This window comes from Glutamicibacter sp. AOP5-A2-18 (assembly GCF_052446055.1).
Taxonomy (GTDB): domain Bacteria; phylum Actinomycetota; class Actinomycetes; order Actinomycetales; family Micrococcaceae; genus Glutamicibacter.
The window spans coordinates 18,955-34,484 of the sequence record NZ_JBQSVW010000001.1; the positions used below are offsets into that span (position 1 = coordinate 18,955).

Consider the following 15,530-nt stretch of genomic DNA (forward strand, 5'->3'; position numbering starts at 1 on the left):
TCGAATGCTCCCTCGGCTTCATCTGCTTAATGTAGTAAATGTGGGAGACGTTAGGTCTTCCCGGTAGGCTTGGGCACAAGGATGCTGAGAACTGCTTGTTGCATTCCTACGTAGCTTCCATACTAGCCGTAACCCATGAGAACTACCGGGTTTTGGCCTGTGAGGCCCCATGTAGATTGACATATCCTGATAAAGGAATTCCCAGAGGAGTCGCAGAGCAGTGAATCGAGTTGCCACAGCACAAGGCCGCCGCGCAGAGCGCCGCCCTCGGTCTGCGGGAAATGTCATCGTAGGATTCCTCGGTGAACTCTTCATTACTATAGGAATTTTGCTCATGCTCTATGTTGCGTGGGAACTGTGGTGGACAAATATTGATTCCGCGCAGGCTCAGAAAGAAGTAACTCAGGGACTCATCCAAGAATTTGGCGACGTGGTCATTCCGGATGAACCAGAGGATTCCTCAGAGAATTCGTCTGAACACTCTTCCGAGAAGGAAAAGGAAGAGACCAAGGACTACGGGCCGGCGCCGGTGACCGAAATAGCGCCAGGTAGCACTTTTGGAATCATGTATTTCCCACGTTTTGGTAGCCATGGATCTCATCACCCGGTGACCTCCGGAGTCGAAGACTACGTCATCGATAATCTGGGTATCGGCCATTACCCGTCGACCCAACAACCGGGGGAGAAAGGCAACTTTGCCGTTGCCGCGCACCGTCAAACTCACGGTCAGGTTTTCTGGGACATAGACAAGCTGCAAGAGGGCGACAAGATCTACCTGCAGACAGCAGAAGGCTATTACACCTATACCTGGTACGCCACGGAAGTGGTTGCTCCATCCAACGGCGACGTACTTCTGCCTACCCCGCACAAATGGGGAGTGGAGCCAACCAAGTCGATCTTGACGATGACTACCTGCCATCCGAAATATACGACGCAACAGCGAATGATTGCGTATTCGGAATTGACCGATTGGCAGCCCCTTGACGCTGGTCCACCCAAGGAAATCCGCGACATGGTTATCGAAGCAACGAGCTAGGAGGAACAAATGTACGCCTGGATTTTTCGGAACCTACCCGGTCCACTATGGCTTCGCATTTTTGAAGCATTGATTGTCATTGCCGCCATCGTGCTATTACTGATGGTGTACGTTTTTCCGTGGCTGAATCAATACATCAGCCCCTTTACCGATTCAACGATTGGCCAGAGTACCCCGTGAGCAGCACCAAGATCCTAGTGATCGATAATTACGACAGTTTTGTCTACACCCTCGTGGGCTATTTGCAGGAGCTTGGCGCGCAGACCACGGTGCATCGCAATGACGATCTCAGTGTGCAAGAAGCAATCGAATTAGCTTCTGAATACGACGGTGTACTGATCTCTCCAGGTCCCGGTGATCCAGCTGGTGCCGGGGTGAGCATCGATTTGATCAAGTGGTGCGGGCAGCAGAATAAGCCGATGTTGGGCGTCTGCCTTGGTCATCAGGCACTGGCCGAAGCCTACGGTGGAACGGTAACCCATGCCGAAGAACTGATGCATGGCAAGACCTCGCTCGTCCACCATGAGAACCACCCGGTCTTCAAGAATGTGGCCAACCCATTCACCGCTACCCGTTACCACTCGCTGGCTGCAGTACGCGAGAGCATCCCAGAAGAGCTGGAAATCATTGCACAGACCGCTGGGGGAGTCATCATGGCTCTGGCGCACCGCGAGGCGCCCTTATGGGGCCTGCAATACCACCCTGAGTCTGTTCTGACTGAGCAGGGCTACCAGATGCTTGGTAACTGGCTGGAATTCTTAGGACTGCAGGGAGCGGCCGAGAAGGCCTCCACCCTGAGCCCATTGTTCAGTGGCGAATAACCACTAGAACCTGTTGCCCTCACCGGGCTTTCCTGGTGAGGGTAACGGCTTGCCCTGCTTCGGACCTTTGGTCGACTTAGGTGACTCGCTAGGGGATTCACTTGCAGACTCGGACGGCGTTGCAGAAGGCGATTCAGTCGGATCCTCAGAAGGATCCGCACTGTCCGATTCAGAAGGTTCTTCGCTTTCGTCCGGGCTCGGAGTCTCGGATTCCGATGGGGTCGGCTCAGCTTCCGTCTCGGCCAGCTTTAGCTTGATCTCATCGCCTGGCGCAGCTTCCGATGAAGACGACGGATCTTGATCGAAAACTGTTCCTGCCTTGTAGTCGTTGTTTTCTACGTGATCAAATCGGGGTTTTAAGCCCACATCTTCGGCTGTAAGAGCTTCTGTGGCCTCGTCTTCTGTCATTCCAGTTACGTCAGGAACGTCGACTTTTCCGGTCGACAGAATCAGATCGACCTTTGAACCGGCCTTAACCTTAGAACCTAGCTCTGGATTGGTTTCAATAATCCGGTCAGTGTCCACGGTCGCTGAGTTCTCTCGGGTAATCTTTCCAACTTCCAGACCAGCCTCGCTCAGAGCGTCTCGAGCGGTGGCCTCAGACTGGTTGACCAGATTGTCGGGGATTTCGCGCTGTTCTGAACCCTTGGAAAGGTAAAGAGTAATCGTAGATTCCTTGGCTACCTCGGTACCCGACGTGGGGTCGGTACGAGTGGCCTTATTAGTATCTACATCTTCATCGAATTCGTGTTCAACTTTGACGTTGAAGGTGGCGTCACGCAACAAGCTGCTGGCATCATCTTCTGACATATTTTTTACGTCAGGGACTGCTACCGGAGCGTTTTTCTCTTGATCCGCCTGAATCGAACGGACAACCAAGAAACTGGCAACGGCTACCGCCAACAAAGCGATGAGCGAAAGCAAGATGATCAAAGCGCGGTTCGACTTGTGCCGTGTAGTTTGTACCGGCTCATGTTCGCTCGTGAATACCGGGTGCTCATTGGTCATCGGAGCCGACTCAGCAGCAAAACCAGCTTCGGTATTGTCGTGGATGCCATAAATAGGCAAAGTATATGGGGTTGCTTGAGCCTGATCTTCGTGGAATTCGATCCCGTGCAAGGCGTTTTCCAAGGCCGTTGCGAACGCATCAGCAGACTGGAAACGGTCAGCCCGATCTTTGGCAAGAACTTTGGCGACAATCGGATCATAGATGGGATCTAGATCCTGATTGACGTCGCTGGGTGCCGTAGCGATCTCACCAACGTGCTGGTACGCCACCGAAACCGGGGAGTCTCCGGTGAAGGGTGGGCGTCCGGTCATCAGTTCATAAAATAGGCAACCGGTCGAATAGATATCGGAGCGGAAATCTACCTGCTCGCCTCGAGCCTGTTCAGGGGAGAAGTACTGGGCGGTGCCCACTACTGCAGCAGTCTGGGTCATCGTGGCCGAATTATCGGTCGCACGTGCGATGCCGAAATCCATGAGTTTGACGTGCCCGGCATCGCTGACCATGACGTTGGCCGGCTTAACATCGCGGTGCACCACATTATTGGCGTGGGAATGGCCTAGGGCTTCAGCAACACCACGGGTGATGCGGACAGCAAACTCTGGCTGGATGTCACCTTGGGCAATAACCTGCTTGAGTGTTTTGCCGGTGACATATTCCATGACCATGAACGGCAAGCGTTCACGCTGCTGGTCTGTGGCAGGTAATTCGCCGGTGTCATATACGGCGACAATGTTGGGATGACCGAGCGCCGCGACTGCCTTGGCTTCACGACGGAAACGGTTGACCACCATAGGATTGCTGGCGGTATCAGGGCGCAAGACCTTAACGGCAACCTTGCGAGAGAGTACGTGGTCCGTGGCGAGGTAGACATCCGCCATGCCACCACGACCAATGAGCGATTCGATCTCGTATCGTTCATTGATTAGTCGCGGCAGACCTGGCGGCAGTGCGTCAACTTCGCTCATGGCGCTTCGCTTTGAGCCGATTCACTCGGAGTTGCCGAAGCGGACGGGGTTGCAGATGGGGTCTCCGACGGGGTCGGAGTAGCCGAAGCAGACGGGGTCTCTGAAGGCGTCTCCGATGGGGTTGGAGTAGCCGATTCAGACGGAGTCTCTGAAGGAGTCTCTGACGGGGTTTCCGATGGAGTTGGAGTAGTCGATTCAGTTTCCTTCGGACCACTGGATACATCCAAGGTCACGGTGGTTCCAGGCTCAGCTTGGCTGCCTGCGGCCTCACTCTGGCTCAGCACGGTGCCAGCCACCGAGGAATCGCTGCGTTCTTCACCCTTGGATACAGCCAATCCAGCGTTCTGAATCTGCGTCTGGGCAGCGGAGTAGCTCATGCCAACAACAGATGGCACTTCAACGGTCTCTGGGGCCTTGGCGTAGGTGACAGTGATAGTCTCGCCAACTTCTACGTTTCCGGTGGGGGTCAGCGAAATAACCTTGCGCGGATCAGTATCGGAAGATTCCTCGGCAACTGCGTTTACCTTCAGGCCTTGGCCTTCGAGCTGCGCGGTGGCCTCGTCAATGTCCTTGCCCACCAGCGACGAGGATACCTGAACAGTTTCAGGGCTTTCGCTTTCACTCTCGCTGGCAGACTCAGAAATTGATTCGGAGCTTTCCGTCGAGGAAGACGCGGCAGGGTCATTGTTGCTGCTCATGGCAGGGATTAGCCACGCCAAAAGACCGATGACTACAGCCAGAACAATAACTACGATCAGTGGGATCAACCAAGGACTGCGCTTTGATTCCTGCGGTGCAGGATCTTGAGCGTCAGCATCTTCGTCATCAAAACCGCTGGCACCCAGAGGTGCGGCCGCAGTGAAGCCACTGGCGGTACGCACAGGTTCAGCCACGGTAGGCATGGAGTTAGTCATCGTTGGTGCAGGGTCCGCGCGATTCATTGCGCGGGTAGCGTCAGCGTCCAGGTTCAAAGCCTGGGTGGCGTCCTCAGAAATGCCGGTGGCCAGCATGCCAGGAACCGCCATGGTGGCGGTGTTGGTATCGCCAGCGCGCAATGCGTCGGCAGCCTTGGCCAGCGAGGTGGCGTTCTTTGGACGATCCGATGGGTTCTTGGCCAACATCGACATGATCAGCTGACGAACCGGAGCAGGGATGGTTTCCGGCAATGCCGGGGGAGCATCATTGACCTGTGCCAGTGCGATGGCGATCTGCGATTCGCCGGTGAACGGACGACGCCCAGCCAGCAATTCGTAACCGATGACACCCAAGGCATAGATATCGGAGCTGCCGGTAGCGTTCTGTCCGGTGGCCTGCTCTGGAGCGAGGTACTGGGCGGTGCCCATCACCTGACCGGTGGCGGTCAACGGCACCTGGTCGGCCAGGCGTGCGATACCAAAGTCGGTAATCTTCACAACGCCAGAAGGCATGACCAAGATGTTGCCCGGCTTCACGTCGCGGTGTACTAGACCGTGCTCGTGAGCGGCAGCCAACGCGCGAGCGGTCTGCGCAATCAGTGAGAGGGTGCGATCTACCTCGAGCTTGCGTTCGCGCTCGATGATGGTGGACAGCGGCGGGCCAGGAACGAGTTCCATGACTAGGTATGCCGAGCCCTGCTCCTCGCCGTAGTCAAAGACGCCGGCGATGCCAGGGTGGTTCAGCAGTGCGGTGTGTCGGGCTTCAACACGGAAACGCGTCAGGAAGCTTTCGTTGTCGGTGTATTCCTCTTTGAGGATCTTGATCGCCACGAGGCGTCCAAGTACCTGGTCACGAGCTTTCCAAACTTCGCCCATGCCACCGATTGCAATGCGATCGGTGAGCTTGTAACGACCGCCCAAGGTGGTGCCGGTTATTGGCCTCACTTGTTGAACACCGCCTTTAACATCTTCTTCATGATTGCACCGGTCTGGGTGTGACCAGTGTTGTAATCTACGTTTTGCAAGGTGACCGTGATGGCTACCTGAGGATCATCTGCCGGGGCAAAACCGGTCATCCACGAGTTCACGTAGGCGACTCCCGTATCCGGGTCCGTCCGTAGCTGAGCGGTACCGGTCTTGGCGCGGAAGTCCACACCCGGCACGGCCGCATTCATTGCGGTGCCTCGGGTAACGGGCCCTGCCATGAGCTCCTTGACCTGCGATGCAACTTCCTTGGAGGTTGCGGTGGAGAACTTCTCAGGTTTTGGTTCTTCGATGACTCGAAGATCCGGAGCAATCACTTTGTCGATCATGTTCGGCTTCATGATCACACCATCATTAGCGATGGCCATGGCGGCCATGTTCATCTGCAATGTGGTGACCTTGTTGCTGCCCTGACCAATAGCCATACGAGCCAATTCGGCCTCGTCAGCATCTTGAGCAGGGAACTGGCTTGGCGTCACGCGCTGCGGAATGTTCAGCTGCTGACCGAAGCCAAAGCGCTCTGCAACATCACCAAAGGCTTTGTTTCCGACGGTCTTGCTGATTCCGTAAAACGGAGTGTTGCAACTTTGGGCGAAGATGAAGGCCAGCTTCGCACGAGGCTCCCGGGAACAAACACCTTCACCGAAGTTGCTCATCGATTTTGTTGAATTCTTGTATAGCACCGAGCTCGGGTTGTCGATCGGAGTGTCCAGATCGTATTTTCCAGACTCCAACGCCGCCGTAGTACTCAAGATCTTGAAGGATGACCCGGGGAATTGAAGATCGCTGATCGCTGGGTTCTGGTAAGCACTCAGATTAGGAATCTTGCTAACTTTTTTCAAGTTCGCTGCGGCCTGGCTGGTGGAGTGCACCGCAAGATCGTTGGTGTTATAGGTCGGCTTGGAAGCCATGGCCAGAATGTCGCCGGTCTTTGGATCGGTGACAATGACGGTACCCTTGACGCCATCAGGAAGGGCATCAAAAGCTGTCTTCTGTAGGTCGCCATCGAGGGTGAGCTCCACCGAAGCGCCTTCGGTCTTCTTACCGGTGAACATCGCCAGCAGGCGGTCGTAGAGTAGATCCGAGCTGGTGCCGGTGAGCCAATCGTTGAGCGAGGACTCCAGCTGAGTGGTGCCGTTAGCCAGCGAGTAGTAGCCGGTGAGGTGTGCATACAGTTCAGCGTCGTTGTACTTGCGCTGGTACTCAAACTGTCCGTCGTCGGTTGGGACCGACTCGGCAATTGGCTTGCCATCAACCAAAATGGCGCCTCGAGGAAGATCAAATTCTCTGAACAGCTGGCGCTTGTTCAGCGCGTTGTCGGTGAGTTTGTCAGCATCGAAGAACTGGATGTAGCTCAGCCCGCCAAGGCAAACGATAAAGAGCATGGTCAGTGCGATCCATACTCGCTTAATAGCCTGATTCACTTGCTCTTCACCGCCTTAGTGATTGAAGTTTTAGGTTTTGTGGGCGTTGCAATTTCATCGGTGGGTCCTGAGACGCCTGACGTTGGGCGCCGTGAATTGTGGGAAATCAAGAGCAGCAGCGCGATGATGATCCAGTTCGCCAACAATGACGAACCACCTGCAGCCATAAATGGTGTGGCCAAACCGGTCAGTGGAATCAATCGGGTGACACCACCGATGATGACCACGGCCTGCAGGCCCAATGTGAATGACAGGCCGGCCGCCAGTAGCTTGCCGAAGGTGTCACGCGAGCCCAAGGCTGCGCGCAGACCGCGGGATACCAGCAGCATGTACAGCAGCACAATGGCAGTGACGCCAACCAGACCGATTTCTTCACCGAAGGAAGCGATGATCATGTCCGAGTTTGCTAGTGGAACCCGGTAAGGGGAACCAGCGCCAAGGCCGGTGCCAAAGAGTCCACCATCGGCCATACCGAACAGGCCTTCAACAATCTGCATGCTGCCACCAGTGGCTTGGTAGATCGCTGGGTCAAAAGCATTAAGCCAAACATCAAGACGGCGGGTCACGTGGCTCATGGTTAGCCCGGCGACTATACCGCCAACAGCGACCATCAGCAGGCCAATCAGTACCCAAGAAATACGTGCGGTAGCAACGTAGACCATGACGATAAACAGGCCGAAGAACAAGATGGCCGAACCTAGGTCACGCTGGACCACCAGCACGCCGATGGACAGCAACCAAGCGATCAACATTGGCGCCATATCGCGCAAACGGGGAAGCTGCAGTGGGCCAAATTTGTGGCCGGCCATCAGAATCAAGTCGCGGTTTGAGGACAAATATCCTGCGAAGAAGATCGACAGGGTGATTTTTGCCAATTCGCCAGGCTGCAGCGAGAAGCTGCCCATGCGGATCCAGATTCGCGCACCGTTGATGGTGACGCCCAATCCAGGGATCAAAGGCAACAACAGCAACAGGATGGATACCAGCAATGCAATATAGGTAAAGCGGCGCAGGAGTCGGTGGTCCTTTACGGCCCACAGAACGGCGGCCGCAATGACGATTGCAATAGCGGTCCAGAGCAGCTGACGGGCCGACTGAGAAGTGCCTTTAGCCAAGTCAATACGGTGAATCATGGCTAGGCCAAGAGAATTCAAAGCAATGGTAATTGGAAGTATTACCGGATCGGCATATTTAGCAAAGATGCGTAGCAATACGTGAACAACCAGAGCTAGTGCAGCCATGATGCTCATCTGTACGTAGAAGTCGGAGTTGTCGACACCCTCGGTGGTACTACCGACCAAGTAGAAGGCCGCGGCGCCGACGCCGAGAGCCAGGATGAGCAGGACTAGCTCAAGATTGCGCCGTGGTACCGGGGCGGTCTGCACTTCGTTCACTGCATGATCTCCAGACAATAGGCGGGCAACTTGGCTTGGTTGCTTGATGATTCGGAACTTCCGGGGGCTTGCACCGGACAGTTTTGTTTGGCAGTGACCAACAGTTCTTGAATGATCATCTGCGCGTGCTCACGGTTATCGGCCGAAATATTGGCTTCAACTCGCTGGCGCGAATACTCAGGCAGAGATTCAACAGGAACCTGAGAGACGGTGTCGACTTCCGAAAGTGAAATCGGTCCGAGCTCTTGCGGAACACCCTTGTAAATGGCGACCTTGTTATCCACGGTGCCAACAAAGTATTGGGTCTGCGTCCACATGTAACCCCAGACGACCAGGGCCACCGCGAGGCAAGCAGCCAGTGTCAGCAGGATCGGCATCATCCAACGACGGTGAGCAGTTGGGCTCTCCAGTGGATCGAGCACCTGGCCTGCGGCTGGTGAACGGTGAGTGAGCAGTGCCGCGGCACGACGTTCACCGGTGTACTGGGTGACCACCGGAATCTGCCCGGTCTGCGTGGCCAACTGAGCCGCTCCCACAAGCAAGTGTGGGCGCTGGGAAATCTCGTGGCGAAGCAGTGAAGCGCTAGCCTCAACATCGCCCTCAGCAGCAATAGCTAGCTGGGCGGTGTCTGGCGCAGGCTCAAAGACAGCTGGTTCGCTGTGGTCAGTGGCGGTGTCTTCAATGACCTCAAACATTACGACGGTGACGTTATCCGGGGCACCGTTTTTCAGGGTGATGGCCACCAGATCGTTGACGGCTTCATCCATATTGGCGGTATTGCGAATGATCTGTTCAATCACCGGCAGTGACACCGCGTCGGTCAGACCGTCGGAGCAGAGCATCCAGCGTTCGCCGGGCTCAGCTTCGATTTGCTGAACATCAAGTTCTGGTGAGGCATCCGAGTCACCAAGAACGCGCAAAAGAACGTTCTTATGGGGGTGGACCTCAGCCTCGGCCGGCTTGATCCGACCTTCGTCAACAAGTCGCTGCACAAAAGTGTGGTCGCGACTGATCTGCTCAAAAGTGCCGTGCTTCAGCCGGTAGGCTCGCGAGTCACCAATGTGGGCCATCTGCAAAGTGGTGCCAGAAAGCAGCAATGAAGTGACCGTGGTTCCCATGCCCGAAAGCTTCGGATTGGAACCAACAAGTTCGTTCAAGACCAGATTGGCGGCCTGAATTTCATCAGGCAACGCGTTTTGGGGATCTTCAATGTCTGAATGATCTAGGTGCACTAAATCTAGGACGGTAGATGCCGAGGCGACGTCGCCACCGACATGGCCGCCCATGCCATCGGCGAGTACCGCAAGGTATTCACCGACATAGGCGGAGTCATCGTTTTTCTTACGAATCCGCCCAACATCAGACTTTGCGGCAAATTTGAGTTTGAGGGCCATAGGCTAGGCCTTCAATTCCAAGACAGTCTTTCCAATGCGGATCCGCTGTCCTAGTTCTACTGCTTGGGCGCGTGAAAGCTGGGTTTCACCGACAAAAGTTCCGTTGGTGGAGCCCAGGTCTTCAATGAACCAACGAGATCCCTGGGGGAAAAGGCGTGCGTGGCGACCAGAAGCGTAATCGTCATCCAAGACAACGGTGGCATCCTGAGCACGGCCGAACATGATCGGCTGACCGTTTAGTGGGATGCTGTTGCCAGCCAGCGGACCTTCAACGATGGCCAAGGTGGTAGCCGGCTTACGTGCTGGAGCTTCCGGTTCAGCCAGCTCGGGGTGCTTCTTGAGCTGACGGGCGCTTGGCTTGCCGGTGCGATCTCGTTTTCCGACGGCCAAATCACGGCGCATCGATCCGACAACGCTCAAAACGAGCAGCCAGATGAGTACCAGAAAGCCTAGTCGGAACAGGCTTAGAACCAGATCGTTCACGCGCGACCTCCATTATTCGAGGTAATTAGTCGGAAGACGATTTTTGTCTGACCGATAGTAATGATCGAGCCATCAAAAATACGAGTTTCGGCTGAAATCTTCTTGCCGTCGACGTAGGTTCCGTTGGTGGAACCCAAATCAGTGACGACAAAGCTAGTCTTGCCCCGGGTTTCCACGCGGATGTGCTGGCGTGAAACTCCGGTGTCATCAACTGGGATGTCGGTGCTAGCCGAACGTCCCAGCACGATGGAGTGATGGTGTAGTGCGTAACGCTGGCCGGCAACCTCGAGGATTGCCTGCTTCTGCGTAGGAACTTTGGGGATTTCTTCAATTGGGCGCACGGTTGGACGCGACTGCCCATTGGCGCTTGAAGAAGCTGAGGAAGACGGCTTGCCAATTGGCATCTTTACCGGAGCGGAAGCCGCTACATTGGAGCTGGATTCCTTGACGGATCCGCTGATTTCCATCTCACCAGGCTTAAAATCATCTTTGGAGACAAAGTGGATCATGATGTCACCGTGAACGGTGTAGTCCTGGACGGTTGCGTGTTCCGCGGTGACCTTAGCCATCTCGTTGACTACGGCACGTCCCCAGGTTTTTGCGGTCGAGAAGTCTTTGCTGCTCAACGAAACGACAAAGTCGTTCGGAGCAAGGCTGCGTCCTTCACTGATTGGAAGGATTCCGCGGTCCATTTCGTTACGCAGGGCGCTGGTCAGTTCAACTGGCTTCAGGTCTGCGGTGCTGGTTCCACGAAAGAAGCTTGTGACGACCTTCTCTAAGCCGCGTTCGACATTGTCGAGAAAGCCCATTATTCGTGCCCCTTCCTTGATGGTCCATTGCTTATCTAAGTGTCTCGCATTCAAGCTCAAAAGCAGTGAACACAGAACTTCATTATTGATCTTACTGTTTTCAGCTGTGGAAATGCCGAAAAATACGTGAGTGATAGAAGTATGGACCGCTTAATGACGTAGTAGTCAGAGGCTAGACCGTGTGTCTCTGACCACAGCCAAAGGTTTCGATTAGGCGAACACAAAATCTGTGTGTAAGCTATTTCTTGTTGCAAAAGCACGTGGCAACAAAAATTACATATGCGCGAGTGGCGGAATTGGTAGACGCGCTGGCTTCAGGTGCCAGTGATCGCAAGGTCGTGGGGGTTCAAGTCCCCCCTCGCGCACATATGAAAATAACCTCTGACAATGAATTAAAGTTCATGTCAGGGGTTATTTTGTTTTCTACGGCGGCCGCCATCGGGCAGCCCGCGCCTGCACACGGTCTCGGTGCAACACCAGATGATGAAGCCGTAACTCGTGACTAAACGCTGGCAGCGTTGAACAAATCGGCAGCAACGTCTTTGTCCTTTACTACGCGCCCGGTCTGCGTGCCGTCCTAAATCACACTGCACGTGCACGAGAATGCCGTGACTATACGTAGTTACCGCGTGTTGAATTCGCACCTCGTTCGGCAGCGTGGATCCATTACTGTATTAGACTTCCTTTGAGAATTCGAAAGGCAGAACATTGTGGCGGCGTCTAAAGAACCATTTGAAGTGCACGGAACGATTGACTCCATTAATGAACATCGGATCCTGCGCTTGGACCAAGAATCCAGCGACCTGCTCTCAAGCCGCGGCCAGGTGGCGGTTGATCTGCTCGGAGAGTTTGCGGGCCGCACGATCGTTATCGACCCCGATGGGCGACGTGGCCATTGGATTGATCTGGCGAACGAACACGCGCCGGACATTGATGCTGCGCTAGGGGAGCGCGTTCACCTGGAGATGCAGCCAAGTTCGGTATGGCCTGAGACCGCAATTCCTGATGACTTGGCGCAGGCCTTGGATGAGGCTACCGATCTGGAATCGACCTGGACTAGTTTGACCCCGATGGCCCGCTGGGAGTGGGTCCGATGGGTTGGATCTACCAAGGCTCCAACAACTCGTCAACGCCGGGTAGAAGTGAGCATTTCCAAGCTGCGCGATGGAAAGCGTCGGCCTTGCTGCTTTGACCTGTCCTCGTGCACCAATCCGGAACTGGCAAAGAGCGGCAAGCTCATCGAATAGTGAGCCTTGAGCTAGCTTTGCTCTTCAGGTTGGGTTGATCCGCGGACAATCAGGGAACTGGGGAGCATGCTTTGCAATGGCTCGGGGCTCTGGCCGTTGATCAAACCCAGCAATTTGAGCGCGGCTTGTCGCCCACCCTCCTGCGCGTTGAGCTGCACCGAGGTAATGGCCGGATTAGATGTTGCGGAATACGGAAGGTCATCAAAACCTGCCACCGCGAGCTGCTGAGGAATACGGATGTCTAACGCACGGGTTGCATGAAGCACGCCAAAGGCGTGATTATCGGTGGCGCAGCCCAGTGCGGTGACACCAGCTTTTTCCCATGCTTCCCAGTTCTCACTGAAGACCTGGGAGGCTGCGGTGACATCGATCTTCGAGCTGGCTACCGAGCCGGGTAAGACTTCAATGCCGTATTCAGCTGCGGCTGCCAAAAATGCTTCGCGACGTACGGAGAGGGTTTCGGTTCCGGTGCTTGCGTCCAAATAGGCGGCCTTGCGATGTCCCAGCGCGGCAAAATGAGCAACAACATCGCGGGCGCCTTGGGCCACGTCCATGTTCACCGCGGGGAATTGCTTGCTAATGCCCGGGGCGTCGAGGGCCACCATCGGTAGATTGCCGGAGATCTCATCAAGAAATTCTTGGCTAGGCGCGTGAACGAGCAAACCGGCAGGGCGCAGGCCCATGATCTTTCGGGTTTCACTGGCGCTGGGGGAGACGCCGGCATCGGTGACCGAGAGCATGAGTTGGTAGTCGTTGGCCAGTACCGAGCGAACGCCGGCAATCACCTTGGCGAAAAAGGGGTTGGAAATATCTGGGGCCACCATGATGACCAGAGAACTGACACCCTTGGCTAGTGAGCTGCCGATGCTATCAACAAAGTAGCCCAACTCGCGGATGGCTTCGCGCACACGCTGTTCATTAACTGCCGAGACCCGCCCGGCAGACTTTCCATTGGCAACCAGCGAGACCGTTGCAGTAGAAACGCCGGCATGCGATGCAACCATAGCCGCGGTGACGCGTCGCGGTTCGCGGGAATTGCCGGTCTTTTCGCCATAGGTCATGGCACCATCGTAGTCGCTTAGTTCCCCGAGCACTCCCATGGTTAAGCGCTTGACGTAAACGAGCTAACAGGAAAGAATTAGCTCGAGCGAACTTGTCTGCAACAAGTCTCCGTTCACAATCATCTCCGCACCGCACACTGTAACCGGCCCCCTGCTGGTAGATATGAGGATGGCACCATGGCTCAGGACAGCATTACGCCCCGAAAGATCATTCTGGATTGCGATCCAGGCCATGATGACGCGGTAGCCATGATCCTTGCCCACGGCAGCCCAGCCATTGACCTATTGGCAGTAACCACCGTGGCTGGAAACCAGACCCTAGATAAGGTCACCGCCAACGCGCTGGCCGTGGGAACTATCGCCGGTATCACCGGGGTTCCATTTGCCGCCGGTTGCTCCCGGCCGCTGGTGCGCGAAGTTGAAACCGCAGCCGACGTTCACGGTGACTCGGGCATGGACGGACCAGAACAGCCCGAATCCACCATCGAGTTGGACTCGCGCCATGCGGTAGATGTCATTATCGATCTGGTGATGAGTCACGAACCTGGAGAAATCACCCTAGTGCCCACCGGCGCACTGACCAATATCGCCTTAGCTGTACGCAAAGAACCACGCATCGTTTCTCGTGTTCGCGAAGTGGTGCTGATGGGCGGCGGCTACCACACCGGTAACTGGAGTGCGGTTGCAGAATTTAACATCAAGGTTGATCCGGAAGCGGCCCACATCGTCTTTAACGAGAAATGGCCGGTAGTGATGGTGGGCTTGGACCTGACCCATCAGGCGCTGGCCACTGCCGAGGTCGTGGCGAGCATTGAAAACATCGGCACCGCCCCGGCAAAGTTTGTCCGCGAACTGATGGACTTCTTCGCTCAGGCCTACCGTGATCACCAGGGGTTCGACGCTCCGCCGGTCCACGACCCCTGCGCCGTCGCCTATGTCATTGACCCGCGGATCGTGCGGACCGTCAAGGCACCGGTGAACGTGGAACTGCGCGGAGATCTGACCTTAGGTATGACCGTTACCGACTTCCGCGCCCCAGCCGATGAGAACTGCAATACTTCGGTTGCGGTAGATCTGGACCATGACGGATTCTGGAACCTGGTCACCGACGCATTGGTGCGCATCGGCGAGGTCACACCCGGAAAGTAGAACAACTTGGCTCTAATGTGGGGCAAGTCAATGCTATTTGGGGCAAGACCTGCATAAACTGGTGTCACACGAAGATCAGGAGGCGTAATGGCAGGAAAAACACCACACCAGAACGTGACGTTCCCATCCTCGGGTGCGCAGGCACACGGCTACCTCGCAGTACCTGTTTCAGGCAAGGGCCCAGGGGTCATTGTCATTCAGGAATGGTGGGGACTAACGGACCACATTCGCGACGTGGCAGACCGTCTGGCAGCGCTCGGCTTTGTTGCGCTGGCACCAGATCTTTACGGCGGATCAATCACCCATGACGGGGAAGAAGCCGGGCAAATGATGTCCGAACTTCCCGAAGACAAGGGTGCAAAGCTACTGGCCGGAGCGGTGGATTACCTGCTGGCCAGCGAACATGTCACCAGCAAGAAGCTTGGCGCTATCGGTTTCTGCATGGGTGGCGGCTTTGTTCTGCAGCTCGCCGCGCAGCAGGGAGAAAAAATTGCGGCCGCCGTCCCGTTCTACGGGGTAGGTCAAGGTGTGCCCAACGATTTCTCCGGCGTACGCGCCGCGATCCAGGGGCACTACGCCAACTTTGACGAAATGTACCCGCCAGAACAGGCGCGAGTTCAAGAAGAACAGATCCGTGAGCAGTCGGGCGCTCAGGTGAAGTACTTCTATTACGACGCCAAGCATGCTTTCCACAATGACGAAAACACCGCGGGAAATTACGACCCTGAGCAGGCAGTTATAGCTTGGGAACGCGCCGTTCGCTTTTTACAGGATAAAGTGGCCTAAAGGCCATAAAGTGTTATCCATCACTTAACAGCATCACTCACAATAAAGGAGCAC

13 protein-coding genes and 1 tRNA gene are annotated in these 15,530 nt (G+C 55.6%); 6 read left to right on the forward strand and 8 right to left on the reverse strand.

All coding sequences use genetic code 11. The features are described from left to right. Positions 1-220: 220 nt before the first annotated feature. Positions 221-1,036, forward strand: coding sequence for a class E sortase (locus tag ACT3RW_RS00110; protein WP_444612412.1), 816 nt, complete (start codon positions 221-223; stop codon positions 1,034-1,036). 176 nt (positions 1,037-1,212) lie between these two features. Continuing rightward, the gene (locus tag ACT3RW_RS00115; protein ID WP_262198854.1) at positions 1,213-1,857 is read left to right on the forward strand and encodes an anthranilate synthase component II; all 645 of its coding nucleotides are present in this window, start codon (positions 1,213-1,215) and stop codon (positions 1,855-1,857) included. Positions 1,858-1,860: 3 nt separating this feature from the next. On the opposite strand, the gene pknB (ACT3RW_RS00120) is transcribed toward ACT3RW_RS00115, so the two are convergent. From pknB (ACT3RW_RS00120) to ACT3RW_RS00150, 7 genes are read right to left on the reverse strand one after another with little or no spacing between them, the layout of a single operon-like run. Then, a complete protein-coding gene (gene pknB, locus ACT3RW_RS00120; RefSeq protein ID WP_444612413.1) occupies positions 1,861-3,831 on the reverse strand; it encodes a Stk1 family PASTA domain-containing Ser/Thr kinase in 1,971 nt (656 codons plus the stop codon). Then, positions 3,828-5,690, reverse strand: coding sequence for a Stk1 family PASTA domain-containing Ser/Thr kinase (gene pknB / locus ACT3RW_RS00125; RefSeq protein WP_444612414.1), 1,863 nt, complete (start codon positions 5,688-5,690; stop codon positions 3,828-3,830). The genes pknB (ACT3RW_RS00120) and pknB (ACT3RW_RS00125) overlap by 4 nt, the downstream gene beginning before the upstream one ends. Next, positions 5,687-7,153: a peptidoglycan D,D-transpeptidase FtsI family protein gene (locus tag ACT3RW_RS00130; protein WP_444612415.1), complete on the reverse strand. Its 1,467-nt coding sequence runs from the start codon at positions 7,151-7,153 to the stop codon at positions 5,687-5,689. The genes pknB (ACT3RW_RS00125) and ACT3RW_RS00130 overlap by 4 nt, the downstream gene beginning before the upstream one ends. Continuing rightward, entirely contained in the window at positions 7,150-8,547 is a 1,398-nt protein-coding gene (locus ACT3RW_RS00135; RefSeq protein ID WP_131089672.1) for an FtsW/RodA/SpoVE family cell cycle protein, read from the reverse strand. Before ACT3RW_RS00135 ends, ACT3RW_RS00130 begins: the two co-directional genes overlap by 4 nt. Continuing rightward, positions 8,544-9,941, reverse strand: a complete 1,398-nt coding sequence (locus tag ACT3RW_RS00140) for a protein phosphatase 2C domain-containing protein (RefSeq protein WP_444612416.1) — start codon at positions 9,939-9,941, stop codon at positions 8,544-8,546. The genes ACT3RW_RS00135 and ACT3RW_RS00140 overlap by 4 nt, the downstream gene beginning before the upstream one ends. Positions 9,942-9,944: 3 nt before the next feature. Then, complete coding sequence (locus ACT3RW_RS00145) at positions 9,945-10,424, reverse strand: FHA domain-containing protein FhaB/FipA (protein WP_131089674.1); 480 nt, start codon at positions 10,422-10,424, stop codon at positions 9,945-9,947. After that, on the reverse strand, positions 10,421-11,233 hold the full coding sequence (locus ACT3RW_RS00150) for an FhaA domain-containing protein (RefSeq protein WP_444612417.1): 813 nt from the start codon (positions 11,231-11,233) through the stop codon (positions 10,421-10,423). Before ACT3RW_RS00150 ends, ACT3RW_RS00145 begins: the two co-directional genes overlap by 4 nt. 281 nt (positions 11,234-11,514) lie before the next feature. Here ACT3RW_RS00150 and ACT3RW_RS00155 point away from each other — a divergent pair. Next, positions 11,515-11,598: transfer RNA gene (locus ACT3RW_RS00155), tRNA-Leu, on the forward strand. 345 nt (positions 11,599-11,943) lie between these two features. Continuing rightward, a complete protein-coding gene (locus tag ACT3RW_RS00160; protein WP_131089676.1) occupies positions 11,944-12,480 on the forward strand; it encodes a YdeI/OmpD-associated family protein in 537 nt (178 codons plus the stop codon). A gap of 11 nt (positions 12,481-12,491) precedes the next feature. Here the strand turns inward: ACT3RW_RS00160 and ACT3RW_RS00165 are convergent, their stop codons facing one another. Then, positions 12,492-13,541 (reverse strand): LacI family DNA-binding transcriptional regulator, encoded by a 1,050-nt coding sequence (locus tag ACT3RW_RS00165; protein ID WP_444614590.1) that lies wholly within the window; start codon positions 13,539-13,541, stop codon positions 12,492-12,494. Positions 13,542-13,718: 177 nt separating this feature from the next. Between ACT3RW_RS00165 and uriH the strand changes: the two genes are divergently transcribed. Both uriH and ACT3RW_RS00175 read left to right on the forward strand, forming a co-directional pair. Next, positions 13,719-14,690 carry a uridine-preferring nucleoside hydrolase UriH gene (gene uriH / locus ACT3RW_RS00170; RefSeq protein WP_444612418.1) on the forward strand — a complete coding sequence of 324 codons (972 nt, stop codon included), beginning with the start codon at positions 13,719-13,721 and terminating at the stop codon, positions 14,688-14,690. An 87-nt stretch (positions 14,691-14,777) separates the two neighbouring features. Continuing rightward, positions 14,778-15,476, forward strand: a complete 699-nt coding sequence (locus ACT3RW_RS00175) for a dienelactone hydrolase family protein (RefSeq protein WP_444612419.1) — start codon at positions 14,778-14,780, stop codon at positions 15,474-15,476. Positions 15,477-15,530 lie beyond the last annotated feature (54 nt).

What these genes read in the sequence shown, in the direction of transcription:
- ACT3RW_RS00150 (WP_444612417.1), bottom strand. Translation starts at nt 11,233, where the DNA reads ATGGGCTTTCTCGACAATGTCGAACGCGGCTTAGAGAAGGTCGTCACA.
- uriH (WP_444612418.1), top strand. Translation starts at nt 13,719, where the DNA reads ATGGCTCAGGACAGCATTACGCCCCGAAAGATCATTCTGGATTGCGAT.
- ACT3RW_RS00140 (WP_444612416.1), bottom strand. Translation starts at nt 9,941, where the DNA reads ATGGCCCTCAAACTCAAATTTGCCGCAAAGTCTGATGTTGGGCGGATT.
- pknB (WP_444612413.1), bottom strand. Translation starts at nt 3,831, where the DNA reads ATGAGCGAAGTTGACGCACTGCCGCCAGGTCTGCCGCGACTAATCAAT.
- ACT3RW_RS00175 (WP_444612419.1), top strand. Translation starts at nt 14,778, where the DNA reads ATGGCAGGAAAAACACCACACCAGAACGTGACGTTCCCATCCTCGGGT.
- ACT3RW_RS00165 (WP_444614590.1), bottom strand. Translation starts at nt 13,541, where the DNA reads ATGACCTATGGCGAAAAGACCGGCAATTCCCGCGAACCGCGACGCGTC.